24 protein-coding genes, 2 tRNA genes and 1 pseudogene are annotated in these 25215 nt (G+C 65.7%); 19 read left to right on the top strand and 8 right to left on the bottom strand.

All coding sequences use genetic code 11. The features are described from left to right. Nucleotides 1-94: 94 nt before the first annotated feature. From ACN0T5_RS03055 to ACN0T5_RS03040, 4 genes are all read right to left on the bottom strand, one after another. Nucleotides 95-334 carry a Trm112 family protein gene (locus ACN0T5_RS03055; RefSeq protein WP_417767142.1) on the bottom strand — a complete coding sequence of 80 codons (240 nt, stop codon included), beginning with the start codon at nt 332-334 and terminating at the stop codon, nt 95-97. 92 nt (nt 335-426) lie between these two features. After that, the gene (locus ACN0T5_RS03050) at nt 427-1107 is read right to left on the bottom strand and encodes an LON peptidase substrate-binding domain-containing protein (protein ID WP_417767141.1); all 681 of its coding nucleotides are present in this window, start codon (nt 1105-1107) and stop codon (nt 427-429) included. A 171-nt stretch (nt 1108-1278) separates the two neighbouring features. Beyond that, nucleotides 1279-2319 (bottom strand): thioredoxin, encoded by a 1041-nt coding sequence (trxA, locus tag ACN0T5_RS03045; protein WP_417767140.1) that lies wholly within the window; start codon nt 2317-2319, stop codon nt 1279-1281. Between the two features lie 171 nt (nt 2320-2490). Then, nucleotides 2491-2994, bottom strand: coding sequence for a prolyl-tRNA synthetase associated domain-containing protein (locus ACN0T5_RS03040; protein ID WP_417767139.1), 504 nt, complete (start codon nt 2992-2994; stop codon nt 2491-2493). Between the two features lie 263 nt (nt 2995-3257). Between ACN0T5_RS03040 and ACN0T5_RS03035 the strand changes: the two genes are divergently transcribed. Next, nucleotides 3258-3332: transfer RNA gene (locus tag ACN0T5_RS03035), tRNA-Gly, on the top strand. Between the two features lie 129 nt (nt 3333-3461). Here ACN0T5_RS03035 and ACN0T5_RS03030 read toward each other — a convergent pair. Then, the gene (locus tag ACN0T5_RS03030) at nt 3462-6701 is read right to left on the bottom strand and encodes an EAL domain-containing protein (protein ID WP_417767138.1); all 3240 of its coding nucleotides are present in this window, start codon (nt 6699-6701) and stop codon (nt 3462-3464) included. A gap of 491 nt (nt 6702-7192) precedes the next feature. Here ACN0T5_RS03030 and ACN0T5_RS03025 point away from each other — a divergent pair. From ACN0T5_RS03025 to ACN0T5_RS03010, 4 genes are all read left to right on the top strand, one after another. After that, a tRNA-Arg gene (locus ACN0T5_RS03025) sits at nt 7193-7269 on the top strand. A 535-nt stretch (nt 7270-7804) separates the two neighbouring features. Further along, nucleotides 7805-8287, top strand: coding sequence for a hypothetical protein (locus ACN0T5_RS03020; RefSeq protein WP_417767137.1), 483 nt, complete (start codon nt 7805-7807; stop codon nt 8285-8287). Continuing rightward, nucleotides 8284-9495 (top strand): HlyD family secretion protein, encoded by a 1212-nt coding sequence (locus ACN0T5_RS03015; protein ID WP_417767136.1) that lies wholly within the window; start codon nt 8284-8286, stop codon nt 9493-9495. The genes ACN0T5_RS03020 and ACN0T5_RS03015 overlap by 4 nt, the downstream gene beginning before the upstream one ends. 191 nt (nt 9496-9686) lie before the next feature. After that, complete coding sequence (locus tag ACN0T5_RS03010; protein WP_417767157.1) at nt 9687-9839, top strand: hypothetical protein; 153 nt, start codon at nt 9687-9689, stop codon at nt 9837-9839. Here the strand turns inward: ACN0T5_RS03010 and ACN0T5_RS03005 are convergent. Continuing rightward, nucleotides 9779-9964, bottom strand: a pseudogene (locus ACN0T5_RS03005) (amidase family protein); the annotation flags it as partial. The gene ACN0T5_RS03010 and the pseudogene ACN0T5_RS03005 sit on opposite strands and share 61 nt — an antisense overlap. On the opposite strand from ACN0T5_RS03005, the gene ACN0T5_RS03000 reads away from it, so the two are divergent. Further along, nucleotides 9916-10296: a LysR substrate-binding domain-containing protein gene (locus tag ACN0T5_RS03000; protein ID WP_417767135.1), complete on the top strand. Its 381-nt coding sequence runs from the start codon at nt 9916-9918 to the stop codon at nt 10294-10296. The pseudogene ACN0T5_RS03005 and the gene ACN0T5_RS03000 sit on opposite strands and share 49 nt — an antisense overlap. Here the strand turns inward: ACN0T5_RS03000 and ACN0T5_RS02995 are convergent. Beyond that, on the bottom strand, nt 10288-11751 hold the full coding sequence (locus ACN0T5_RS02995; RefSeq protein ID WP_417767134.1) for an MFS transporter: 1464 nt from the start codon (nt 11749-11751) through the stop codon (nt 10288-10290). The genes ACN0T5_RS03000 and ACN0T5_RS02995 overlap by 9 nt on opposite strands. Before the next feature lie 127 nt (nt 11752-11878). On the opposite strand from ACN0T5_RS02995, the gene ACN0T5_RS02990 reads away from it, so the two are divergent. From ACN0T5_RS02990 to ACN0T5_RS02945, 10 genes are all read left to right on the top strand, one after another. Further along, nucleotides 11879-12493 carry a TetR/AcrR family transcriptional regulator gene (locus tag ACN0T5_RS02990; RefSeq protein ID WP_417767133.1) on the top strand — a complete coding sequence of 205 codons (615 nt, stop codon included), beginning with the start codon at nt 11879-11881 and terminating at the stop codon, nt 12491-12493. A 303-nt stretch (nt 12494-12796) separates the two neighbouring features. Continuing rightward, a complete protein-coding gene (locus ACN0T5_RS02985) occupies nt 12797-13954 on the top strand; it encodes an ABC transporter ATP-binding protein (RefSeq protein ID WP_417767132.1) in 1158 nt (385 codons plus the stop codon). Between the two features lie 33 nt (nt 13955-13987). Further along, nucleotides 13988-15124 carry an extracellular solute-binding protein gene (locus ACN0T5_RS02980; protein ID WP_417767131.1) on the top strand — a complete coding sequence of 379 codons (1137 nt, stop codon included), beginning with the start codon at nt 13988-13990 and terminating at the stop codon, nt 15122-15124. Nucleotides 15125-15215: 91 nt separating this feature from the next. After that, on the top strand, nt 15216-16037 hold the full coding sequence (locus ACN0T5_RS02975) for an ABC transporter permease (protein WP_417767130.1): 822 nt from the start codon (nt 15216-15218) through the stop codon (nt 16035-16037). Then, nucleotides 16034-16891, top strand: a complete 858-nt coding sequence (locus tag ACN0T5_RS02970) for an ABC transporter permease (RefSeq protein ID WP_417767129.1) — start codon at nt 16034-16036, stop codon at nt 16889-16891. The genes ACN0T5_RS02975 and ACN0T5_RS02970 overlap by 4 nt, the downstream gene beginning before the upstream one ends. After that, entirely contained in the window at nt 16888-17928 is a 1041-nt protein-coding gene (locus ACN0T5_RS02965; RefSeq protein ID WP_417767128.1) for a LacI family DNA-binding transcriptional regulator, read from the top strand. The genes ACN0T5_RS02970 and ACN0T5_RS02965 overlap by 4 nt, the downstream gene beginning before the upstream one ends. A 97-nt stretch (nt 17929-18025) precedes the next feature. Then, nucleotides 18026-18817, top strand: a complete 792-nt coding sequence (gene gloB, locus ACN0T5_RS02960; RefSeq protein WP_417767127.1) for a hydroxyacylglutathione hydrolase — start codon at nt 18026-18028, stop codon at nt 18815-18817. Between the two features lie 23 nt (nt 18818-18840). Continuing rightward, entirely contained in the window at nt 18841-19287 is a 447-nt protein-coding gene (locus tag ACN0T5_RS02955) for a cupin domain-containing protein (RefSeq protein ID WP_417767126.1), read from the top strand. Between the two features lie 166 nt (nt 19288-19453). Continuing rightward, nucleotides 19454-20674 carry an argininosuccinate synthase gene (locus tag ACN0T5_RS02950; protein ID WP_417767125.1) on the top strand — a complete coding sequence of 407 codons (1221 nt, stop codon included), beginning with the start codon at nt 19454-19456 and terminating at the stop codon, nt 20672-20674. 16 nt (nt 20675-20690) lie between these two features. After that, nucleotides 20691-21404: a hypothetical protein gene (locus ACN0T5_RS02945; RefSeq protein WP_417767124.1), complete on the top strand. Its 714-nt coding sequence runs from the start codon at nt 20691-20693 to the stop codon at nt 21402-21404. A 6-nt stretch (nt 21405-21410) separates the two neighbouring features. On the opposite strand, the gene ACN0T5_RS02940 is transcribed toward ACN0T5_RS02945, so the two are convergent. Then, nucleotides 21411-22262 (bottom strand): polyprenyl synthetase family protein, encoded by an 852-nt coding sequence (locus tag ACN0T5_RS02940; protein ID WP_417767156.1) that lies wholly within the window; start codon nt 22260-22262, stop codon nt 21411-21413. Nucleotides 22263-22638: 376 nt separating this feature from the next. Between ACN0T5_RS02940 and mtgA the strand changes: the two genes are divergently transcribed. The 3 genes from mtgA to ACN0T5_RS02925 all read left to right on the top strand — a co-directional run bounded on the left by mtgA (nt 22639) and on the right by ACN0T5_RS02925 (nt 25207). After that, nucleotides 22639-23376 carry a monofunctional biosynthetic peptidoglycan transglycosylase gene (mtgA, locus tag ACN0T5_RS02935; protein WP_417767123.1) on the top strand — a complete coding sequence of 246 codons (738 nt, stop codon included), beginning with the start codon at nt 22639-22641 and terminating at the stop codon, nt 23374-23376. A gap of 166 nt (nt 23377-23542) precedes the next feature. Next, nucleotides 23543-23728 carry a 50S ribosomal protein L32 gene (rpmF, locus tag ACN0T5_RS02930; protein ID WP_417767122.1) on the top strand — a complete coding sequence of 62 codons (186 nt, stop codon included), beginning with the start codon at nt 23543-23545 and terminating at the stop codon, nt 23726-23728. Nucleotides 23729-23974: 246 nt separating this feature from the next. Then, nucleotides 23975-25207, top strand: a complete 1233-nt coding sequence (locus ACN0T5_RS02925; protein WP_417767121.1) for a hypothetical protein — start codon at nt 23975-23977, stop codon at nt 25205-25207. Nucleotides 25208-25215: the final 8 nt, after the last annotated feature.

The raw sequence follows: 25215 nt of genomic DNA, 5'->3' as shown, positions 1-25215 counted from the left end.
CGCTCGCGCGAACATACCAAAAAGCCCGGCGCCGTTCCTGCGGCGCCGGGCTTTCTTGATCGTTCGTCCCGCCGGTCAGGGCGCGGGCCGGGCTTCACGCCGTGGCGTCATCCTCAAGCGCGCGCGCCTCGTCGGGGAGCATGATCGGGATGCCGTCGCGAATCGGATAGGCGAGCTTGGCCGCCCGCGAGATCAGTTCCTGGCGCTCGGCGTCATATTCCAGTGTCGTCTTGGTCAAGGGACAGACCAGCAGCTCGAGAAGCTTGCGATCGAGCACATGCTTTGCCTCGGGCTTGCTGTCGTTCCCGGTTCCGGCAGCGGTATCGGTTGCCATGGCAAGGGTCTCCGGCATTGGGGCCCGGCGGTCCCGGATCGTCGTTCACGTTCCGGGATGCCATCGTTCCGATAGCTGCCACGCGGCCGTCTCTATTGCAAGATCATGCCGTCGTCGCCCTCGCGCCGGGCAAGGTCCACTTCCGTCAGCGCCACCAGGGTCTCCGCCCGCGTGCGCAGGTCGGGCGCTTCCAGCAGCGCCTGCTTTTCCGCCGGGCCGTAGGGGCTCATCATCGACAGGGCGTTGACAAGCACCTCCGTCGACGCGCGGTCGATGCTCTCCCAGTCCGCCTCCAGGTCATTGGCGTCCAGATAGATGCGAAGCGCCTTGACCAGGCCTTCCCGGTCGACAGCGCTCTCGCCGCGTCCCGTATCGAAATCCACCGTGAAATCCTCAACCGATATCCGGCCGATCCGATACGGGGTGACGGTTTCCAGCTCTTCTATCAAGGTGAAGCGGGTAATGCCCGTAAGCGTCACCAGATAGCGGCCGTCGCCCGTCTCCTGATAGGCGACGATGCGACCCAGACACCCGATGGAAACGAGCGGCGGCGTCTCGTCACCCGTCGTTCCGCTGACGGTGAAATCCGGCTGGATCATCCCCACCACACGGTCGCCCTTCAGCGCCGCATCGATCATCGCCACATAACGCGGCTCGAAAATGTTGAGCGGCATCTGCGCCTTGGGCAGCAGCACGGCGCCCGTCAGCGGGAACAGCGGCACCGTGACCGGCACATCGTCCGGGGCAGAATAAGTGGCGTTTCCGGCAAGCATCGCGGGATCACTCTCCAAGCGGTCTGTGCGGCAGGCGGCAGCCGTCAGGACGGACCTGCCCCTGGCCTTTCCTGTCTATATGGGAAAGGAGACAGCCGGCGCCCACCCGTCCGGCGACACCGCGTGCGAAACCGGGCCGCCTGCCGCGACAGCAGGCGACCCGGTTGCCTGTCAGCTGAACAGCACGGCGGAGAGCTTGCGGCGGCCGTAACCGGTCGCCGGCTCCTTGGCTCCCCACGCCTCGAAGAACTGCAGGAGCTGCTTGCGGGCCCCGTCCTCGTTCCAGCTCCGGTCCCGGCGCACGATCTCGATCAGATGGTCGACCGCCTGCTGGCGGTCCGCGCCCGACCCGAGCGCCACGGCAAGGTCGAACCGCGCCTGATGGTCGGCCGGGTCGGCGGCGATGCGCGTTTCCAGTTCGGTCAGGTCGCCCAGCGCCTCGGCCTGTTCGGCAAGGTCGATCGCCGCCCGCGCGGCGCTGACCGCGGGATCCTTGGCCGCCGGCTCGGGTGCGGCATCGAGGACCTCGCGGGCCTTGTCGAGCGCGCCGGCCGCAACATAGCACTGCGCGAGCCCGCCGATCGCCGCCCCGTTCTCCGCTTCCATCGACAGCACCGCCCCGTAGAGCTGGGCGGCACGCGCCAGATCGCCCGCCTCGCGCGCGGCCTCCGCCTCGCCCAGCACCTGCTCCGCGTCACTCGGCCCGATCGGTCCGGCGACACGCTCGATGAAGGCCTTGATCTGGCTCTCCTGCTGGGCTCCCATGAAGCCGTCCAGAGGCTGGCCGTTCTTGAAGGCGATGACAGCGGGGATCGACTGGATGCCGAGCTGGCCGGCAACTTCCGGATGCTCGTCGATGTTCATCTTGGCCAGCACCACCGCGCCGCGCGCATCGCGCACGACCTTTTCCAGGATCGGCGTCAGCTGCTTGCAGGGACCGCACCACGGCGCCCAGAAATCGACCAGCACCACCTGTTGCCGGGACGCCTCGATGACGTCGCTCATGAAGCTCTGGGTGGTCACGTCGCGGATCAGCTCGGCGCCGGATGCCGGCATCGCCTGGCCCTGCGGATCAATCAGCCCGGATGCGGGCTGACCTGCGGGGGCGGCGGGCTGACCGGGCGCCTGACCGGAGGCCTGGCCCGATCCGTAGCCTGCGCCACCGAAGGATCCGCCGAAGCTGCCCCCGACCGAGTATCCGTCATTGCTCATTGCTCATCGTCCCCGATTGCGCGCGTCGCCATCCTGCCGGGCGTGACGCGCCTGTTCTTCAAGCCGCTTGGCCGGTCTGCGGTTCATCTGTCGCGCATTCCTGTCGCGCCAATTCGCGCCTAACATGGGCGCACGCGCAGCAAAATTCAAACGCCGCGCGCGTCTGCGGGGTCAGTTGCCCGAAACCGCCACGATCAGCGGCTCGTGGCCGCATGCCCGTGCGAAGGCGATCAGCCCGTCGCGCGTGACCGTCGTCGTCGCGGTGTTCTCCAGCGGATGGAAATTGAGCGGGTCCACCTCCATCATCGCCGCATCGAAAACGGCGGTCACCCGCTGTTCCTCGCGGTCGTTGAACAGCGCAAAGGGCGTGACCGAACCGGGCTCCACCCCGAGCACCTCCATCAGGAGGTCCGGCTTGCCGAAGGACACCCGTCCCTGCGCGCCGATCTTCTGGTGAATGGTCTTCAGGTCGATCTCCGCATCATGCAGCGCGACGACAAGGAAAATCGAACCCTTCTTGTCCTTCAGGAAGAGGTTCTTGGTGTGGCCCCCTGCAATCTCCTCATGAATCGCGGTCGATTCGGCGACTGTGAAGACTGCGGGATGGTCCCGCGTCGAAACCGAGATTCCGGACGCGGAGAGGAAGGCGAAAAGATCTTCGCGGCTGGCGGGCATCGGGGGTCCTGATCTGTCTGTCGCATCGCCGGCTTGCCGCCGGCAAGGCGATGAAAAGGCGTCGGACGCGGACCCTAGCCGAGGCGATGGCGGGGGCACAAGTCAGGGCCCTGAAAGCCGCGCCGCAAGGGGATAAATCCACTGTCGATCCACAGCCGGCGAGCTTTCTGGCGAAGGCAAAAAACACTGTTGCAATCCGCTTCGCCTTGGTCCATATACAGCCCACCTCAGGCGCCGGTCCCGACCGGCTGCCACCAGTGGACGCGGGCGTAGCTCAGGGGTAGAGCACAACCTTGCCAAGGTTGGGGTCGTGGGTTCGAATCCCATCGCCCGCTCCAGATCATCTCTTCCGACAGTGTTTCCCGGGCCTTTGGGCGCCGGTCCCAGGGCGAAGCCGCATCAGCCGGAATCGTGCCTCTGTTGCGCGCCATGTTCAGGCACCACGGCAGGCATTTCGGGCAGGCGCTTCAGGCAGACTGGCCGGATACCAGCGGCTGCAGATGCTCTTGCGGGGCCCAGGCCAGTTGCGGCGAGGGGCGTCCGATCAGATAGCCCTGAGCGATGTCGCAACCGAACGCCTCCAGAACCCGCATCTGCTCCACCGTTTCGACACCCTCGGCGACCGCCGTCATGCCAAGGCTGTGCGCCAGGCTGACAATGGTCTGCACGATCGCGGCGTCATCATCGGCAATGCCGATATTGCGAACGAAGGACTGGTCGATTTTCAGCCGTGAAACCGGGAAGCGCTTGAGATGGGTGAGCGAGGCGTAGCCCGTGCCGAAATCGTCAAGCGACAGGCTGATGCCCATGCCTCTGAGCTGGTTCAGCGTCTCGGCGACCCGTTCGGCCGCGCGGTCGAGCAGCACGCTCTCGGTCACCTCGAACTCGAGCCGGTCGCTCGACAGCCCGTGTCTGTGGAGCGCTTCGGCAACCTCTTGCGGGAATTCCCCGTCCTTCAGCTGCGACGTCGCCAGGTTGATCGCGATATGGCCGGGATCGTGCCCTTCGGCAAGCGATCGCGCAACCGCGGCGAAAGCCTTCTCCATGATCGACCGGCCCAGCAGGCCACCAAGCCCGATATCCTCGGCGATGCCGACGAATTCGGCCGGGCTGATCGCCTCGCCCCGGTGCTGCCAGCGGGCGAGAACCTCGAAGCCGACGACCCGCCTGCCGGCGAGTTCAAGCAACGGCTGAAAGGCGACGGTGATGTCGTTCGCGGCAATCGCGGCCCGCAGCGCATCGCTGATTTCGTGGCGCCGCTCCAGCCGGCGGCGCAGTTGCGGATTGAACATCGTCCAGTCGTTGCGTCCCCGCGCCTTCGACTGGTAGAGCGCGATATCGGCGTTCTTGACCAGATCGGTCGCCGTGTCGCCATCGGTGGGAAACATCGTGATTCCCATCGAGATTCCGGGGCGGATCATCCGCCCGCCGAGATGGACGCGGGCGGTCAGCGCCTTGTGGAGTTTCTGGACCATCCGTTCGATCGACAGTTCGTCGCCAAGGCCGGTCAGCAACACCGCGAATTCGTCGCCGCCGAGCCTGGCGACCACATCGCTGCGCCGCACATGACGCAGAAGACGGCGCGCGACCGTCACCAGCAACGTGTCCCCCACATCATGGCCGAGCGTATCGTTGACCAGCTTGAAATGATCGAGGTCGATGATGATGAACGCACCGAACCGGTCGCGAGCGCGGTCGCCGGACAGCGCCGCATCAAGTTCGCGCATCATCACCGAGCGGTTGGCAAGCTGCGTCAGTCCGTCCGTCTCGGCGGTGCGGCGGATCGCCAGTTCCGCCTGCTTCAGCGCCGTGATGTCGGTGCGCGCGCCGACGATGACCCCGCTTTGCGAGCGCCTTTCATTGACCAGCAGCCAACGCCCTTCCGAAAGGAACTGGATGCTCGGACTGGACGGCGGATCGCGGTGGATGGCGAGCCGTTCCTTCATCCAGGCTTCCTTCTCCTGCGCCGTCACCCCGACCCCGGCATACTGGCCGACGGACACGCCGTGGCGCAGGATGTCCTCGAACCGGGCGCCCTCGCGGATGACACCGGAACAGCGATTGTAGAAATCCCGATAGGCCTGATTGAACAGGATCAACCGGTCATCGTGATCATAAGCGGCAATCGCGTCGGGGATGGTCTCGATAATATCGTGCAGCAGCTCCCTTGCCTCCTCCAGCGCCCGGCGCTGCTCCTCGTCCTGCGTCACATCGACGAAACTGACGATCATCTCCAGGTCATCGGAAAAGGAAGACGAAACCAGCTGCGCATTCACCCGGATCCAGCGCGTCTTTCCATCCGCCAGCCGGATGCCCATGATTTCGTCCCGCACCGGTTTGCCGGTACGCATCACGATCGACCCGGGCAGGCTCTCCACGGGACACGGCCGACCATCCGGAAAGACCGTCTGCCAGCGCGGATCCGTTATTTTTCTCCCGATCACCTCGCTCTCGGAGAGGTCGAGCAGCCGGCAAGCTTCGGCATTGGCGCTGATGATGGTGCCGGCTGCGTCATGACGCACGATACCTGCGGCAACATTTTCCACCAGCGCGCGTGTGCGCGCCTGCGTTTCGATGAGCTCGGTGACATCGCTCTGAACGCTGATAAAGCCTTCAAGCGTGCCGTCGGCAGCGTGGATCGGACGGATGTCCACATCCAGCCAGAAGCGCCTGCCGTCGCGGGACCGGTTGAGGATCTGGGTGCGGATCGCGCGCCCGGCATCCACCGCCTCGCGAACTTCTTCCGCCGTATGCCGGTCGGTCTCCGGGCATTCAAGAACATCACCCGGCCTCCGGCCGAAAACATCCTCGGGACGGAAACCGGTCAGGCGGACAAACGCCGGGTTGACCCATTGCACGAGACCGTCCCGGTCGCAGACCACCACGGCGTTGTTGGTCGCCTGGATGACGATGTCCGAGCGCCTGAGCTGCTCGGCCAGGCGTTCGCGCATGGTGACGTCACGTGTAACCCCCCGGTAGCCGAGGAACGCGCCGTCAGCCCCGTATCGCGGGAGGCCGTTGGTCTCCACCCACGCCGGACCGGCGTGGGTGCGAATGGCGGGAAACACGAAATTGACGATAGGCTGGCGCCGCGCGACGGTATCCGCATAGCCCTGCCACAAGGGGTCGGTGGCCGGATCCGCGCCGGCAATCTCCCAGCGCGTTCGGCCCAGCCAGTCGCTGAAGTCGCCCCCCACCCGCGCCCGGTTGCCCATGATGCTGGTGAACCGGTGTTCTGCATCGGTCTCCCACACCCAGTCGGACGAGACCGCGACGAAATCCTGAAGACGCTGATGCGTTTCGTTGAGCCGGCGGACGGCATCGCTTCGTTCGGTCTGGTCGACGGACACGCCGACGCCCCCGACAATCACCCCGTCCAGAACGATCGGTTCGATGGACGTCTCGGACACCACGCGGCCACGCGAGGTCGCCATCTCGCGGCTGTAGTGAACCCGCTCGCCGGCGATGACCCGCAGATGCATCGCCGTCCATTCGCGGCCATCATCCGGCCCCAGGCCCGCCTCGCTCGGCAACAGGCCCGTTGCATCGCCGTGGGTTTCCCGGTCGATCCGGTTCTGGAAGACGTAGCGGCCCGACCTGTCGAAGATCCAGGCAGGTTGGGGGAGACAGTCAAGCGCCGCGACGAGGCTGCGGTTACTGTCCAGAATGCCGGTTGCGTCCGCGGGAATGGCGTCCAGCCGGTCCATTATCTCGCCTCGTCGGGATATGGTTCCGGACGCCGGACACGCTCCGGCGAAACGCAAAGCCGTCTCCGGTTCGATCCTGTCGCTCGGAGATCGCGAACCCGTCTCGCCACGCTTCCCGAACCCCTCTGATAGGCACGTCGCCCTGCCACCCGTTTGCCGTGTGGCTTGCAGACCGTGCGGCCCGATACTGTCTTCGATCCGCGCACTCTACAACAACCAGGTGTTGTGCTGTAGCCGGTGAAACTGCAAAGGCAGGTTTCAGTGTCCGAAAGGTTACAGGCCTCTGCGGATTCGAAAACCTCCAATGCCGCAAGACGCGAAAGGGACGACAGCGCCGGGCCGGGTTGCCTGCACACCCGCCGCAGCAAAAGGGTGGGCGCGGGGCGGCCTCGTCGACCTCACCGCGCCCACCCTATTGAAATTGATTTTTCGCACCAGTTTGCTATCAAGCGCGAACGACATGCAGGCCGGTCGCGACCGGCACCGTCAATGGTCCCGTAGCTCAGCAGGATAGAGCATCAGATTCCTAATCTGAGGGTCACAGGTTCGAATCCTGTCGGGATCACCAATATTTCAATAACTTGGTCCGTTGATGAATTTCACTTTTGATAGGTGGCGTCCACCGGAACCAAGCGGTCTCACTAGCCATTTTGACATCTGCATTGGGCAACAACGCTTGTTGCACCAGACACTGTAGCTAGGTTCCCTGTCTAGCGACCTAATCGGGCCGGGAGGGAACAGGCAAGTTTCGTTTCGTTGAGAGCGATGGCTGCCGAAACGTCCATCATCCACGAACAGAGGCTTGCAAGGTGTGGCATGCCCGGTTCAAGCCCGCGTGGTTTTCTTCGCCATCGCTCGAGGCTCGGGTGATCCGCGAAACTTGAACCAATTGGCCTTCGGCAATCTCGGTGCGTTTCAAACATCATTGCGGTTGTTTGGGGCAGGGTCCCGGCCTAGGAAGGTGTGGGTCATGCTGACATAGAGCCAATTCAAGCCAGCGTGTCCTTGGTCAGAACCGCAATTTCTTGTTTCAATCGATAATTCCTGCAGTCATCATGCGCGCGGCGACGCTCGGTCATCGAGCATTCGGCATGGGAGAATTCATGAGCACAACGTCGACAACGGCCCCGACGCTGGACCCGCCACCGGATTCCTGGGTCGCGCCTGGCGCCAGCGACGGCTTTGCCACCGCGGGGCTGATTACGCTGCTGCTGGTTTTGTTACTGGTGATCTACCTCTATGCCGTTTTCGACCGCTACGCCGAGCACAAGGGATCGAAGACGCCGATCCGCACCACGATCCCGACCATGCTGGTGATCGGTCTCGCCTATGACCTGGTGCCGCCCTTGCGAGACGTGAGCCTGTTATTGCCGCTGACCCTGATTTTTGCCGCCTTCGCCTATGACGTCGTTCTTTGGATGAAGCCGGAACCGGCCGTGGACGAGCCGTTGCCGGAACCGGAAACAGCAGCCGGCGAGAACGCGCCGCCTGTCAATGAGACGACCGCTGCCAAAGAGCACCCCAAAGCGGAACAGGCCGTTGCGAATCTGCAGGCACCGGTCGAGGAAAAAGGAGCAAGCGCATGATTGAGCTCCTGATCACCTGCTTTCCACTGTTGCTGCGCATAGCCTATCTGCGCTGGCGGGGCCGCCCCGTGACGCTCTACAACGTCCACCGCGCGCTGTTCGTCTGGATTGTGCTGTTCGTCGCGCTGATCTTCACGGTCGAGTATTATCATCCGGACACCCCAAATGCGCTGATCCCCTACCGTGTCGTGCCGATCGTCACCGAACGCGGCGGCACGGTTACCGAGGTGGCAGTCAAGGCCGGTGAGACGGTCAAGGCCGGTGATCTCCTCTTCACGGTCGACGACAACAGCGAAAAGGCGGCGGTCGCGACCGCCCAGGCCGCGGTCGGCGAAGTCAACAGCCAAATCGATGTTGTCAAGGCGCAGATCAAGGCAGCCGCGGCCGATCTCGCCAGGGAGAAGGCGGCTCTCGACAACGCCAACCTGATCCTGTCGGAACAGCAGGACCTCAAGGACAAGAAGTCGCCCGCCTACACGCTGAACAGGTACGAGAACGCAAAGGCCGCACAGGAGCAGGCCGCCGCCAATGTGAACGCCGCCAGCTCCAAGATGGAGGCGCTGCAGGTACAGCTCGATCAGGTTCTGCCCGCCGAGCTGACGTCTGCTGAAGCAGCCCTCGATCAGGCCAAGGTCAATCTCGACAAGACCAGGGTCTATTCGGCGGTCAATGGCCGGATCGAGCAGCTTTCGTTGAATGTCGGTGCCCGCGCCGCACAGTTCTCGGTCAATCCGGCGATGGTCATCGTGCCGGACCGCGACGACACCGATCCGATCGAAATCGTCGCTGGCTTCAGCCAAACCAACAGCGCGGTTCTGCATGTCGGCATGCCGGCGGAGGTTGCCTGCGAAAACAACATCAACAGCAGCATGGCGAACACGGTGTTGGCGGCGCGTATTGTCCGCATCCAGGGCGTTATCGCAACCGGTCAGATCGGTCCGACCGGCGTCCTGATGCAGCCGTCGGACCGTCGTGGCCCCGGCGATCTGGTCGTGCATGTCCGGCTCGAATATCCGGAACAGAACGCTCTGCTGGTCGATGGCGCCAGATGCCTGGTCCAGGCCTACACAACCCACATTTCCGGCTCGCTCCAGGGCACCTTCCTGGGTGGCATCATCCAGGCGTGGGCGCTGGAAAAGGCACTGATCATGCGGATGAAGGTCTGGATCATGCTCTTCGCCGGTACAGGCCTGATCGGCGGAGATTGAGTTGGCAGCAGAAGGTTGTGGCGCGATGATCGATGGTATCCGCAAGGGCGTAGCAAATTGAACTTGTTGGCCAACTGCGGACATTCCCCGCTGATGAGTGCGTCCGCTTTCGGGATACTGTAGAGAACCGCCGAAGGGCGCTTGCCCCTTTCAGCGGCACGAAGGGGATCCGGCAGCCCGGTTTCCGGGTGATGCTCGGTGCCGCCGACGACTTGTCGTATGCCGCCGCGCGCGGGGAAGTCCCGATCGAGGCGGCAAAGGCGGAACTCAACGAGATCATCATCGCGATGGCTGACAGAAGCAGGGCGCAGTCCCTCGCGCTACGCGCCATCGGGCCAACGTGATCCAAAGTCGCGGCAAGCTCGAAAACGCCGCGGCGGCCGACGCGGCCCCAGGTTGGTTTGAAGCCGGCAAGACCGTTTGCCGCACAAGGCCGAACGGAAGGGGTGGCATCTTTGGTTCCAATCGCAAGGTGTCGAGAGCGTCCCGGCGCCTCGCGGTCCATCGTTCGACGATTCGGGTCTCCTTCTCAAAGCCGTGCTGAGTGGGCAAGACGCAGGCCTTTTGCCCGCCGCAATGATTGAGACGGAGCTCAGGGAGGGCCGCCTCATGCGACTTGCAGATACCGTCCTCCTCGATGAATTCGCCTACTATCTCGTCTATCCTGCAGCGAGCCATGCCCAACCAAAGATCGCCGCGTTCAGGTCGTGGATTCTCGAAGAAACCGCCCACTTCCTCGAAAACGTCGACTGCCGGACCGCACTCCCGTGCGGCCCGCCTCGTGGATTGTCATTACGGTAGCGTCCGCGGCAGCCAGAGCCAGGCAACAATGCCGGCAACAAGGGTGAGCAGCCCGCTCACACCGACGACGATGTGCATTCCTGCAACAAACGCCTCCCTGGCCTGCTCGGCAACCTGCGGGGTGATGCCTGCATGGTCGAGCGTTTCGTCGAGCGTTCCGGCCACCCCCGGGCCAAGCAGCCGGAAACTGAGGGCGGCCAGCGATCCAAGCAGGGTTATGCCCAACGCGTTTCCCAGCTCATTGCTGGTTTCGGCAAGGGACCCGGCAGCGCCTGCCCGTTCGGCCGGAACCGCGGATACCGCAACCTCGGCAACCAGGCTGAACGACAGGCCGTAGCCGATGCCGGCAACAATCGTGGAAGCGATGAAGGCCACGACACCTGCCTCGGTGCTCGTGAACAACAACATCGACACGCCTGCGCTGATGAGCAAATAGGTCGCGACGAGGGCCGCCTTGCGCCCGATCCACTCCACGATGCGCGCCGTGCCCACGCATGTCATCGTCAGCACGACGGCTCCCGGCAACGTCAGAAGCGCCGTCGTGAACACGTCGAAACCGAGCACGGACTGCAGGTACATGCCCGACAGGAAGCTGGCGGCGGACCAGACGACCAGCGACAGGAACCCGGTCAGGATCGCAATCGAGAAGACCCTGTCACGGAACAGACCGAGGTCCACCAGCGGGTGGTCAATGCGGGTCTGGCGGCGCAGGAAGGCCGTGAGAGCCACGATACCGACAAGTCCGCCCGCCGATTGCGCTGCCGATAATCCCTCGGCGGCCGCCGTCTTGAGCGACCAGGTGAACAACAGGATGCCGAGGAACGACAACAAAAGGCTCGGCAGGTCGATCCGGCCGCGGGTCGTCGAGCGCACCTCGCGCAGCAGGATCGGCGCGGCAAGCAGGAAGGCGAGCACGACGGGGACATTGATGAGGAAGACAACGCCCCACTCGAATTGTCGCAGCAACATGCCGCCGATGAGCGGTCCGACGGCGAAGCCGGCCGCGAAGGTGGCTGCGAAAATGCCGATGGCCCGCGCGCGCAGGCGCGGGTCCGGGAACAGGGCACTGACGATGGCAAGCCCGGCCGGCAACAGCGTCGCCCCTCCGAGCCCCATGAGTGCCCGCGCGGCAATCAGCATCAATGGCGAGTGCGACCATGCCGCGGCAAGCGACCCTGCGCCGAAGATCACCGCACCTGTCATGATGAGCTTGAGCCGCCCGTAGCGGTCGCCGATGTTGCCGAATGCGATCAGCAGCGAACCGACGACGAAACCATAGATGTCGAGGATCCAGAGCGCCTGATCCGCCGTCGGGGTGAGCGCCGAGGTCACGTGCGGCATGGCGAGATAGAGAATGGAGCCGTCCATCGCGACGAGAAGGACGAGCGGAAGCACAGCCAGAAGGCCCAGCCAGGCGTTTCGGCTTTCGGTGCCTGGAAGCGTCATGTCTGTCATCGGGTACAAATCCTCTGTGTGCGGCGCGCGAGCACGCTGCATCGGCCGCCGAACGGACGCCGGCGGATGGTTGCTTTTGGAGAAGCGGCTCTATATACTGGAGGTAACTTACTAATGGTATATAGTGATGTCAAGCATGCGGAATGACCGTCAGGCCGCCTCGAAGCGTGTTCGCCTCAGCCGCGATCAGCGGTACCGCCAGCTTCTCGACGTTGCCTGGCAGCTTGCGCGGGAGGAGGGCACGGATGCCCTGACACTGCCGCGCCTGGCCGACGAAGCCGGCGTCACCAAGCCGGTGATCTATGACCATTTCGGAACGCGAAACGGCCTGCTGACCGCGCTCTACCAGGACTTCGATGCGCGCCAGACAAAGGTGATCGACGCCGCGATCGAGGCCGCCGCGCCGACGCTGGAGGCGACGGCCAGGGTCATCGCGTCTTCCTATGTCGATTGCGTGCTTGCCCAGGGGCGCGAAATTCCGGGCGTTCTCGCAGGGCTTGCCGGCTCCCCGGAACTGGAAGCGGTCAAGCAGGACTATCAGCGGGCATTCATCGAGAAGTGCCGAAAAGCGCTTGCCCCGTTCACTGGCGCCAAGGGGATCCGGCAGCCCGGTTTCTGGGCGATGCTCGGGGCCGCCGACGGCTTGTCGTATGCCGCCGCGCGCGGGGAAATCCCGATCGAGGCGGCAAAGGGGGAACTCAACGAGATCATCATGGCGATGGCGGCCAGAAGCGCGCGGTAGCTCCTGCGCGGACCCGGGGTCCGCCGAAAAACCCGAACCGCTTTCGACAGGTTTCGGCAAGAATTTTCGAAAAATTGCACGATTTTTTATCGAATTTGCGCCCTGCGATATTCGGATCCGCGCCCCGGCCTGCGCCGTCATGCCGCCGTTACATACGCCCCCTATCACTCGTCCCGCGACCGGCGCCGCAACCGGTCTCCCGTCAGGGCATCCCCTTGGCACGGGAGGTCGGATGTTGCGTTTCGTCGCGGGGATTGAGGCGTTTGCGTCTTCGGTTGCACAGCTGTGCAAGGAACGGATCTGATGAACCAGGGCTTCCTCGACATTGCCGGACTTTCGGCCGGATACGGCGCAACGACGGTGCTCGACGGGCTGGACCTCGCCATCGGGGAGGGCGAGTTCGTTGCCCTGCTCGGCGCCTCGGGCTGCGGCAAGACGACCCTGCTGCGCGCCATCGCCGGTTTCGCAAGGCCTTCGGCCGGCCGCATCAAAGTCGCCGGCCGCGACGTCACCCGCCAGCCACCCGACAAGCGCGACATGGCGCTGGTGTTCCAGTCCTACGCCCTGTGGCCACACATGAGCGTCGCGCAGAACATCGGCTACGGGTTGAAGCTGCGCGGTCGCTCGAAAGCCGAGATCGCCCGCCGCGTCGGCGAACTGGAGGACCTCCTGGGTCTTTCCGGCCTTGGCTCCCGCAAGCCGGCCGCATTGTCGGGCGGCCAGCGCCAGCGCGTCGCCCTTGGCCGCGCGCTCGCCGTCGACCCGCGCATCCTGCTGCTCGACGAGCCGCTCTCCAATCTTGACGCGCGCATCCGCCTGAAAGTGCGCCACGACATTTCCGCCCTGCAGAAGCGTCTCGGCATCACCGCGGTGCATGTCACCCATGACCGCGAGGAGGCGATGGTGATGGCCGACCGCATCGTCATCCTCGATCGCGGACGCATCGCCCAGCAGGGCAGCCCGCAAGCGCTCTACAACCGCCCGGCCAGTTCCTTCGTCGCCGCCTTCATGGGCGCGGAGAACCGGGTCGACCTCGCCGGGCAGGTTGCCGGCGACAGGGTGCTGATCGCCGGCGGCCCCGACAATGCACAGGCCGACCTGCCGCGCGACGGGCGCGCGCTCACCGACGGACCGCTGGAGGCGCGCTTTCGCCCGGAGGGCGCCGAGCTGGCAGCCGCCGGGCACGGCGACACCGCGACAACCGACGGCGCTCTGGAGCTTTTCGGTCGCGTCGAGACGGCAAGCTATCCGGGAGGCGCCTGGCGCCATTCGGTCCGCGTCGGCGAGGCGACGCTGCTCGTCGACGGCCCCGAACCCTTCGCGCAAGGCGCGGCGGTGCGCATCCGCATCCCGGCCCCGGCGCTGTTCCTCTTCGACCGGCCGGACACCGTTCCGGGCCGGCCAGAAGGTTCCTTGCACGATGGTCCGCGCGGCCGCGTCCTGGAAGCATCGCAGACCTGACTGACCCTGGTGACTACAAAGCGGAGAACCGACATGCGGAAACTTCTTTCGGCGACCCTGGCGCTGGGCCTCGCGTCGACGCCCGTCGCGGCGGCTGAACTGACCGTCATCACGGCGGGCGACCAGAACATGGTCGATTACATCAACGAGTATCTCGGCCCGCTCTTCGAGGAGCAGAACCCGGGCCACACGGTCCGCGCGGTCGGCACCGGCCCGGGCGATGCCGGCTCGCAGAAGATCGTCGAGCGCTTCGAGGCGCAAAAGCAGGCCGGCAGCGAGACCTGGGATACGGATGTCGCCGTCGCCCATGAAAAGTTCATCGGTCCGATGATCGAGGGCGGCTATCTCGCCGCCTATCGCGACAACATCTCCACCGGCAAGCTGGTCACCCGCGGCAATGCCGACATGGCGCTCGGCGCCAGGGTCGCCGGCTATGTGATGCCGATGTTCAACAGCCAGACGGCGCTCGCCTACAACCCGGCGCTGGTGCCCAACCCGCCGAAGAGCTACGCCGAACTCGCCGCCTGGGCGAAGGAAAACCCGAAGCAGTTCGGCTACAACGGCATCAAGGGCGGCGCCTCGGGCGTCAGCTTCGTGATGGGCTGGATCTATGCCTTCGGCGAGGGCGACGCCACCAAGCTGATGAACGGCCCCTTCGAGGAAGCCGAAACGCAGAAGTGGGATGCGGCCTTCGACAGCCTCAAGGAGTTCACGCAGAACGCCACGCTCACCCCCGGCAATGCCGGCACGCTCGACCTCCTGTCGCGCGGCGAGATCGCCGTCGGTCCGGTCTGGGTGGACATGTTCTACTCCTGGCAGGCGAACGGCCAGCTGCCGCCGGAATTCAAGCTGGTGCTGCCGGCGCCCGGCATGCCCGGTCAACCGATGCACTACGTGATTCCGGAAAAGGCCGCCAACAAGGACCTCGCTGAGAAGTTCGTCGAGCTCGCCACCAGCCCGAAGGTGCAGGCGGAAGGCATCGTCAAGCGCTTCAACTGGTATCCGGGCATCGACGCGCAGCATGTCCAGGCCGAACTCGACGCGGACACCTGGAACAAGCTGTTCACCGACGTGACCCCGGAAGACCTCGCCAGCTATGGCAAGCCCTTCCCGATCGCCCCCTACAACAACGCGATCCTGGAAGCCTACGAGGCCAAGGCAACCAACTGATCCCGGCCTGACCGCCGCGATCCGACCGCCACATCGGCAGACAAGGGCCGCCCGGTTCACCCCGGGCGGCCCTCACCGACCGGACGACCCCATGCAAAGACGCTTCCTCGGATTGCTTCTCGTCCTGCCCGCGCTGACGGTGATCCTGTTTCTCTTCGTGCTGCCGCTCGCCCTCTCGGTCGCCGGCGCCTTCGAGACGAAAACCGGGTTCGGCCTCGACAATTTCGTCAAGTCCTTCGCCCTCTACAGGTCCGACATCCTTTTCACGCTGGTGATCGTCAGCCTGTCGACCTGCCTGATCGGCCTCGTCTCGATCACCATCGGCGGCTACCTGACGCTTGGCGAGAACCCGCGCGCCGTCGCCATCCTGCGCTGGCTCTACCGCTGGCCGCTGTTCATTCCCTTCATCGTCGTCGGCCAGGTCCTGCGCACCTTCCTCGCAAAGAACGGGTTGATGAACAACATTCTCGTCGGCGCCGGACTGATCACCCCGCTGCAGGCGATCAGCTTCCTCGACTGGCGCGGCATCGTCATCGCCTTCGTCTGGAAGCAGACCCCCTTCGTCACCCTGCTGCTTGCCGGCGCCATGGCGTCCGTTGACCGCGGCACGATCGAGGCAGCGCGCAATCTCGGCGCCTCCCGGCTGCGTATCCTGGTCGAGATCCTGGTGCCGCAGGTGGCCCGCACGCTGATGGTCGCCCTGGTGCTCTCCTTCGTCACGATGATGTCGGTGCTGTCCGTGCCGCTGATGATCAACGCCCAGTCGCCGACCATGCTGACCGCAGACATCGCCTTCCGCATCAACGCCTACGGCGACTACGGCGTTGCCAACGCGCTCGGCCTGATCTCGCTCGCCGCGACCGCCTGCGTCGCCTGGTTCTACCTGCGCCAGAGCATGAGGGACCGCGGATGACCGCCGATCACCGCCCGGCGACGGCATCGCCCGACCTCCTCGCCGTTTCGCTCTCCGGCCTGTGGTGGATCCCGCGCGCCCTAGCGCTGGGGCTGCTGGCCTTCATCATCTTCGGGCCGCTCGCCAATCTCGTTCTGTGGACCGTCGCCGAACGCTGGTATTTCCCCCATACCCTGCCGCTCGAATACGGCGTCAGCTACTGGGCAAAGGTCTTCTCGCCGCGCGGCAATGCCATGGAATCGCTGGCCAACAGCGTGCTGGTGGCGAGCCTCACGGTGGTCCTGGCGCTGGCGCTGGCGGTTCCTGCCGGCTATGCGCTCGCCCGGCTGAAACTGCCGTTCCGGGCGCTCGTCCTGCTCGCCTTCCTGATCCCGCAGGCCTTTCCCAACCTGCCGGTCTACGTCAACATCGCCCGGCTCTTCTACCAGATCGGCCTCAACGGAACGGTCGCCGGCGTGGTGCTGGTGCATGTGACCCACGGGCTTGTTTATGCCGTGTGGATCGCGACCGCCGCCTTTTCCGCCGTCGACAGGGAACTGGAGGAGGCGGCCCGCTCACTCGGCGCCGGCGCCTTGCGCAGCTTTCGCGACGTGACCCTGCCGCTTGCCGCGCCCGGGCTGCTCGCCAGCGCCGTCTTCGTCTTCCTGGAATCGCTCGACGAGTTCACCGGCAGCTATTTCGTCGGCGCGCCGGACGTCAACCTGCTGCCGCTGCTGCTCTACACCGCCGGAGCCGGCGGAAATTATCAGGTTGCATCCATCACCGCGCTGTTGCTCCTTGTGCCGTCCATTGTTTTCATGCTTGTCGTCGAACGGTTCCTCAAATCCGACGTGCTGTCGAAGGTCGGCCATTGAAACGCGAAAAAAGCGAGAAAAACACTGCTGCGCGCCGCTTCGCCAGCGCGCAGGAAGTGGCGAAGAAGGCCGGCGTGTCGCGTTCGGCCGTGTCGCGCGCCTTCACCCCCGGCGCCAGCATCGCACCGGAAACGCGCGACAAGGTGATGCAGGCCGCGCTGGAGCTCGGCTATCACGTCAACGACCTGGCGCGCGGGTTGCTCGCCAATCGCAGCCGCCTGGTCGGTCTCGTCGTCACGAAACCGGAAGTGGGCTTTCGCGCCCATCTCGTCTCGGCCCTGACCCGGGCGCTGGTGCTGCGCGGCAGCGTGCCGCTGGTGATCAACACCGGCAGCCTGGAACAGGAGCTGCACGCCGCCCAGGCGGCGCTGTTCGGTTACCGCGCCGAGGCGACGATCATCCTGTCCGGTTCGCCGCCCGCCACCTTCGTCGATCTGGCCCGCCGCAACGGCCAGCCGCTGATCATGATCGGCCGCGCCGAAACCGATTGCGACCACGTGCGCATCGACAATTCCGGCGCGGCACGCATGGCCGCGCGGATCCTTGTCGAGCGCGGCCACCGGCATCTGGCGCTTGCCGGCGTCGCCCGCGCCACCCCGAGCCTGGCCGAGCGCGAGGAGGCTTTCACCGGGGAAGCGCGCGCCCTCGGCATGACGGTCGCCGCCGCTCATGAACGCGATGCCACCTATGCCGGCGGCCAGGCGGCCGCCGACGCACTGTTCGACCGGCTGGACCGGGGAGACCGGCCAGACGCGGTCTTCTGCGTCAACGACCTGATGGCGATCGGCCTGATCGACCGGGCACGCAACCGTTACGGCCTGCGCATCCCGGATGATGTCGCCGTGATCGGTTTCGACGACATCCCCGAGGCCGCCTGGGACGCCTACCGGCTCACCACCTTCCGCCAGGATCCGGAAAAGATGGCCGAGGCGGCCGTTGCCCACCTGGAACGCCGCCTGGCCGACCCGGACGCGCCGCCCGGACTGCTGCGCCTGGAGGCGGCTTTCATCGAGCGCGGCACGACGCGAAGCCGCTGACCGGGCCGCCGGAGGGAACGTTCCCGCACCTGCCATCGTTCTGCGAAAGATGCTAACCATGCCCCGACAAGACCCGGGCAGCGGACGAGGACAGACGATGAGCGACACCAACCCGACCGTCGATATTCGGCAGTTTTCCTGTCTCGACGACAATTTCGGCGTGATCCTGCATCTGCCCGGCGAGGGCGGCGGCGCGACGATCGCCATCGATGTGCCGGACGCGGACCCGTATCTGGCCGTCCTGAAGGAAACCGGCTGGCGGCTGACCCATATCCTTGTCACCCACCACCACTGGGACCACGTCCAGGGGCTTTCGAAGCTGAAGGCCGGGACCGGCGCGAAGGTGATCGGCCCGGACCTGTCGCGGGCAGACATCGAGGGTGTCGACGAGGGCGTTGCCGACGGCGACAAGGTCGTCATCGGCGGACTCGAATTCAAGGCCATCGCAACGCCCGGCCACACGCTCGACCAGATTTCCTGGTGGGCGCCGGCGATCGGTTTCGCCCATACCGGCGACACGCTGTTCTCGCTTGGCTGCGGCCGCATTTTCGAAGGCGACCCGGCAATGATGTGGGCCTCGATGGACAAGCTCGCCCGCCTGTTGCCGGACGACACGCGGATCTATTGCGGCCACGAATACACGCTCTCCAACGCCCGTTTCGCGCTCACCATCGACCCCGACAACAACGCGCTCGCCGCGCGTGCCAGCGAGGTCGAGGGACTGCGCGAAAAGGGTCTGCCCACCCTGCCGACGACCATGGCGGCGGAGCGCGCCACCAACCCCTTCCTGCGCGCCGCCGACCCGGCGGTCCGCGCCAGCCTCGGCATGGCGGACGCAAGCGATGCGGAGGTCTTTGCCGAGATCCGTCGCCGCAAGGACAGTTTCTGACAGGCCCGAAAGAGGAAAGACGGATGATCGACGCCTCGCTTTCCGCCGCCGATATCATCGCGCTGCTCGGCCTCGAGCCCCATCCCGAGGGCGGCCACTATCGCGAGACGTTTCGAGACCCGGAGGTCGACGCCAACGGCCGCGCCCGCTCGACCGCGATCTACTACCTTCTGGAAGCCGGCGAACTTTCGGCCTGGCACCGGGTGGACGCCGTCGAGATCTGGCACTGGCATGCCGGCGGCCCGCTGGCGCTGACGATTTCGGAAAACGGCCACGATGCCCGTTCCCTGCATCTGGGGCCGGACCTTGCCGCGCATCAGCGCCCGCAAGGGATCGTGCCGGCCGGCGCCTGGCAAACGGCGGAAAGCCTCGGCCGCTGGACCCTCGTCGGCTGCACGGTGGCGCCGGGGTTCGAGTTCGCCGGCTTCGAGATGGCGCCACCTGGCTGGCGTCCCCTTCCGCGCGGCTGATACCGCCCGAAAAGGCGGGTTTCCCCGCTTGCGCTCCGCCGCGCAAGGGCTACAGTGCGCCCGGATTTCAACCCGCCGGCGGCCTGCTCAAGGCCCGCCGGCGCCTCATGGCGCGCGGGATCGCCGCGACCCGCCACAACCTGCCCAGGACTGGACCACGGAGCCCATGGCACACAAAGACATCAAGAAGGTGGTGCTCGCCTATTCCGGCGGCCTCGATACCTCGATCATCCTGAAATGGCTGCAGACCGAATATGGCTGCGAGGTGGTGACCTTCACCGCCGATCTCGGCCAGGGCGAGGAACTGGAGCCGGCACGCAAGAAGGCCGAGCTGCTTGGCATCAAGGAAATCCATATCGACGATCTGCGCGAGGAGTTCATGCGCGATTTCGTCTTTCCGATGTTCCGTGCCAATGCCGTCTATGAGGGCGTCTACCTGCTCGGCACCTCGATCGCCCGGCCGCTGATCTCCAAGCGCCTGATCGAGATCGCCCACGAGACCGGCGCCGACGCCATCGCCCATGGCGCCACCGGCAAGGGCAACGACCAGGTCCGCTTCGAGCTGTCCGCCTATGCGCTCGATCCCGACATCAAGGTGATCGCGCCCTGGCGCGACTGGACGTTCAAGTCGCGCACCGACCTGATCGACTTCGCCGAGAAGCACCAGATCCCGGTGCCGAAGGACAAGCGCGGCGAGTCGCCCTTCTCGGTCGACGCCAACATGCTGCACTCCTCCTCGGAAGGAAAGGTGCTGGAGGATCCCTGGGTCGAGCCGCCGGAATACGTGCACCAGCGCACGCTCTCGCCGATGGATGCCCCCGATGTCGCCACCGAGATCACCATCGGCTTCGACAAGGGCGACGCCGTCTCGCTGAACGGCGAGGCAATGTCCCCGGCAACCCTGTTCGCGAAGCTCAACGATTATGGCCGCGACAACGGCATCGGCCGGCTTGATCTCGTCGAGAACCGCTTCGTCGGCATGAAGTCGCGCGGCGTCTACGAGACGCCCGGCGGCACCATCCTGCTCACCGCCCACCGGGCGATGGAATCGATCACGCTCGACCGGGGTGCCTCGCATCTCAAGGACGAGCTGATGCCGCGCTATGCGGAGCTGATCTACAACGGCTTCTGGTTCTCGCCCGAGCGCGAGATGCTGCAGGCGCTGATCGACAAGAGCCAGGAAATGGTCGCCGGCGAGGTCCGCCTCAAGCTCTACAAGGGCAATGTCATCGTCGTCGGCCGGCAGTCGCCCTATTCGCTCTATTCGGAGGAACTCGTCACCTTCGAGGACGACCGCGGTGCCTATGACCAGAAGGACGCAGCCGGCTTCATCCGCCTGAACGCCCTGCGCCTCAGGACCCTGGCCAAGCGCGACCGCCTGCGCTGAACCGATGCACTGAAAGATGAGCGGGGCGCGGGGTAGGGCCGGGGATGGGGACGGCAGGGAAGATCCCGGCGCGGCCCTCGCCCGCGCCGGCTTCCGCCTGCTCGGCCGGTTCGCAGCGACCCCGGCCGATCATCTGCCCGACGTCGCGGACGGCCGGCCGGCCCGCGCGCTCACCCTCGTCGGCTCGCTCTCCGACGAGCTCTTCACGCCGTTTCGCAAAAGCCCGGAGGCGGCGGACGACAGGCCCGACCCGCTCGACCGCTACACGCGGCGGGTGCTGTCCGCCCTGGCCTCGGAGTTCCGGCTCGGCATCGTCTTTCCCTTCGAGGGACCGCCCTATTTTCCATTCCAGCGCTGGGCGCTGCGAACGGGCGGTTTCTCGCCCTCGCCGATGGGCGTCCTGGCGCATCGCGCGTTCGGCCCCTGGATCGGCCTGCGCGCCGCGCTTCTGTCGGCCGAGCCGATTGAGGCGACCGCGTCGGCCACCGAGCCCGGCCCTTGCGAAACCTGCCTGGAAAAACCCTGCATTTCTGCCTGTCCGGCGGGTGCGCTGGCCGATGCCCTGCCGCCGGCAAGCTATGACGTGCCGCGTTGCCTTGCCCATCTGCGGGCCACGCCGGATGCCGCCTGCCACACGGGCTGCCTTGCCCGCCGCGCCTGCCCCTTTGGCCGCGAACACGCCCAGTCCGCCGAGGTCGCGGCCCTGCACATGGCCGCCTTTCTCGGCTGAACAGACTCAGCGGTCGCGCACCGCCACGTAGCGAGCGAGCGCGACAAGCGGCGCCGCCCGCGTGCCGAAGGGCGCCAGCAGCGCCTCCGCCTCTCCGACCAGCCGTTGCAGCTCGGCCCGCGTCCAGTCGGCGCCCTTCAGCGCCACAAGCGTCGCCTTGCCGGCGGCCGCGTCCTTGCCCGCCGCCTTGCCGAGCCGCGCCACGTCGCCTTCCACGTCGAGAAGGTCGTCGGCGAGCTGGAAGGCAAGACCGACGATTTCCCCGAACCGGGTCAGGGTTTCGATGTCGTCCGCATCGGCACCGGCAAGGCGTGCACCGGTGCGCGCGCCATAACGGATCAGGGCGCCCGTCTTCATCGCCTGCAGCAGGCGGATCTCCGCCTCGCTGCGCTCGCGATGTTCCGAGGCAAGATCGAGCATCTGCCCGCCCGCCATGCCGCCGAATCCGGAGGCGCGGGCAAGGTCCCGCGAGGCGGCAAGCCGCACCTCCGCCGAGGCATCTACACGCGGGTCGGCGATCAGGTCGAAGGCAAGCGTCAGAAGCGCATCGCCTGCAAGGATGGCGGTCGCCTCGTCAAAGGCCTTGTGCACGGTCGGCCGGCCACGGCGCATGTCGTCGTCGTCCATGGCCGGCAGGTCGTCATGAACGAGCGAATAGCAATGGATGCATTCCAGCGCCGCGCCGGCCAGCGCCACGCCCTCGTCGTCGCGGCCGAACAGCCGCGCCGCTGCCAGCACCAGGGCCGGACGCAGGCGCTTGCCGCCGCCAAGGCAGGCGTGGCGCATTGCCTCGATGATCCGTGCCGGACGCGGGCTTTCCCCGTCTCCCGGCTCCGCGACGAGAACGGCCGCGAGCATCGCCTCCACCCGTTCGGCATCCGCGGCGAGCTGTGTTGCAAGTTGTGTGGCAAGGTCGGCGGTCACGCTCGGGCTCCGGCTGGACGGGAACGATACGGGCGGGGCGGCACCCCTGCCGGTTTCAGTGTCGAAAATCCGGCCGCAGGTCAACCGGTGGATCGACCGGGCGGATGTCCTCACGCTCCAATCCGGCGCGGCGAGTTGTGCGCTCCCGCCACTGCCTGTATTGACCAGAAGGGCATCTTGCGAAGGCTCCCTGGACGAAAGCGGGGCCGACAGGGCGGCGCAGCGCGCAGACGTGGCCGGGGAGCTTGCGAACCGTGATGGCGGGACAGTCGAGGATCATGACGCGGCGCCGGACACAGGCGCCCTGCCGATGAGGAGCCGCAAGCGGACCGGCCCTGAAGAGGCGGACACGGGCAGGCGGATCTCGCTGGCACGACAGGTGCGCCGCTGGGCGCTGCGGGGGCTGCTGGCCCTGCTGCTGCTGCCGCCCGTGCTGACGCTGCTTTATGCGGTGGTGCCGCCGGTCAGCACCCTGATGCTCGGCCGCTATGTGAGCGGGCTTTGGGTCGAGCGGACCTATGTGCGCCTCGACGCGATCTCCCCGCATCTCATACGCTCGGTGATCGCGTCCGAGGACGCCCGCTTCTGCCAGCACAACGGCATCGACTGGGAGGCGCTCGACAAGCAGATCGAGGCGCTGAACGAGGGTGAGAACCCGCGCGGCGCCTCGACGCTGACCATGCAGGTCGCCAAGAACCTGTTCCTGTGGAACGACCGGGACTATGTCCGCAAGGCGATGGAGCTGCCGCTCGCCCTGATGCTCGACGCCATGCTGACCAAGCGGCGCATCCTGGAGATCTATCTCAACATCGCCGAGTGGGGCGAGGGGGTGTTCGGCGCGGAGGCCGCCGCGCAGTCCTGGTTCGGCAAGCCGGCCGCCGACCTCAGCCGCACGGAGGCCGCCCGGCTTGCCACCGCGCTGCCCAATCCGCTGGCCCGCAACCCGGCCCGCCCGCGCCCCGGGCACGACCGGCTGGCGCGCATCAACCGGGGCCGGGCGTCGGCCATCGACGCCCATCTCGGCTGCCTGCCGGGTTTCGGCTCGTGAGGGCGGAAAAGAATCGCTCCGCGCAGGCCAAATTTTTTGCCATTCGGGCTGGCAAAGCGGCGCAAGGTTCGGTATAAGCCCGCCATTCCTGCACACCGTGCGGACCCACGCCCCGGGCTGACCCGGTCCGGGTTCCGATGGTTATTGCACGACGGAGAGAAGAACAATGGCCGTTCCGAAGAGAAAAACCTCGCGCATGAAGCGCGGCGCGCGTCGCTCCACGGACGCCCTGAGGCAGCAGACTTATGTCGAGGACAAGGATTCGGGCGAGCTTCGCCGCCCGCATCACGTCGATCTGAAGACCGGCATGTACCGGGGCCGTCAGATCCTGGCGCCGAAGGACGACGTCTGAGCGTGATGTCTCGGCCCTTGCGGGCCTGACGTCGCACGCGGCGACAAGCATGCGAATTGAAGAGGCCGGCGCGCAAGCACCGGCCTTTTTGCCGTCTGAAGCTGCTCCATCCGGCAACGGTCTCCACGACACGCGGGCATTGCGCACTCCTGCGGGAGGTTCCGGAGACACGGTGGAACACCTTGCAAAACAGACACAAATTCTGGACGTTGAGCGGATTCATTCGCATGCACGGTTCTCGCCGGCATGATCAGCACGGTTTGCCAAGGCCGCATGGATCAGGAAAGCAGTAGAAGTCCGGCGATCCGCAAACGCAGGGTCGTCTATATTCCAGGCTACGACCTGCGCCGGCCTGAGACAGTGCTCAGTCAACTCAGGGAAGAACTGGCCCGTTTTTGTGCACTCCGGTCGGTAGAGGGCGGGTTTTCCGACGCAAGGCCGGGATCGGGAGAATCGTCCCTCGACTGGACCGGCAGGGTCGCATGGCCCGAAGGCACGGTAACGACAGACTTTTCGCTACTGGGTTGGCGGGATCTGGGCAGGCGCGATTTTCAGCGCCCCTTGTGGGCTGTTATTGCCGGGGCCTTGCGTACACTCACGCTGTTCGCGCGGGCTGGCGGCTACAGCGAACGGCTGCGCGCCAACTGGATGAACGGCCTCTTCTTTCTCTATCCGATGGTTGCAATCCTCGTTTTCCTGATCCTGTCGGTCGTGCCAACGCTGCTTTTGCCCTTCATTCTTCCCGGAACCGGCCCGTTGCACGCGGTCCTGAGCGTTGCGTCCGGTCTGGCCTGGATGGCCTTGCTTTACTGGACGACCCGGTTCGTGGAGCGCTGGACCTACGTCTGGTACCTGATCCATGACTGGTATTCCATCGGCCGTCTGGCGCGCGACGAAGACCCGCAGATGACGGCCCGAATCATCGAATTCGCCGACCGGATCATCCAGATTGCCCGCCGATGCGAGCCGGACGAGGAACTCGTCCTGGTCGCCCACAGTTCCGGAACCTTCGTCCTGCTCTACACGCTGGAGGTGGTGCTGAAACGCAGACCGGACTTCGGTTCGACACAGGGCAAGGTCACCGTTCTGACAATGGGTTCGGCATTCGCCTATGTCGGCGGCTTCGGCGCGCATCGAGGTTTCGGCGCCACGGTCGCGAGCCTGGCCCAGGCAAAACATCTCGACTGGACCGACGTCTACGCCCCCCACGATGTTCTTTGCTGCGGGAGAACCGAGCCGGTGGCGACCTATGCACCACATCTGGCGCCCCATGTCCGCGAGCCGAGGCGTTTCAGCGTGAAGGTGCCGGACCGGATGTCGGCAGAGCGCTACCGCCATCTGCGGTTCCGTTTCTTCAAGCTGCATTTCTGCTATTTTCTTGCGTCCGAACGAGCGGATCTCTTCGATTTCTACCGGCTCACGCTTGGGCCGCTGCCCGCGGCCCGGCAACTCTGCCATTGGGCACGATCGCTGCCCTGACAAAGGCG

It is taken from the genome of Stappia sp. (assembly GCF_048261845.1).
Lineage (GTDB): Bacteria > Pseudomonadota > Alphaproteobacteria > Rhizobiales > Stappiaceae > Stappia.
Note: the sequence above shows the minus strand (reverse complement) of the source record. Positions and strands in the feature narration are given on the sequence as shown.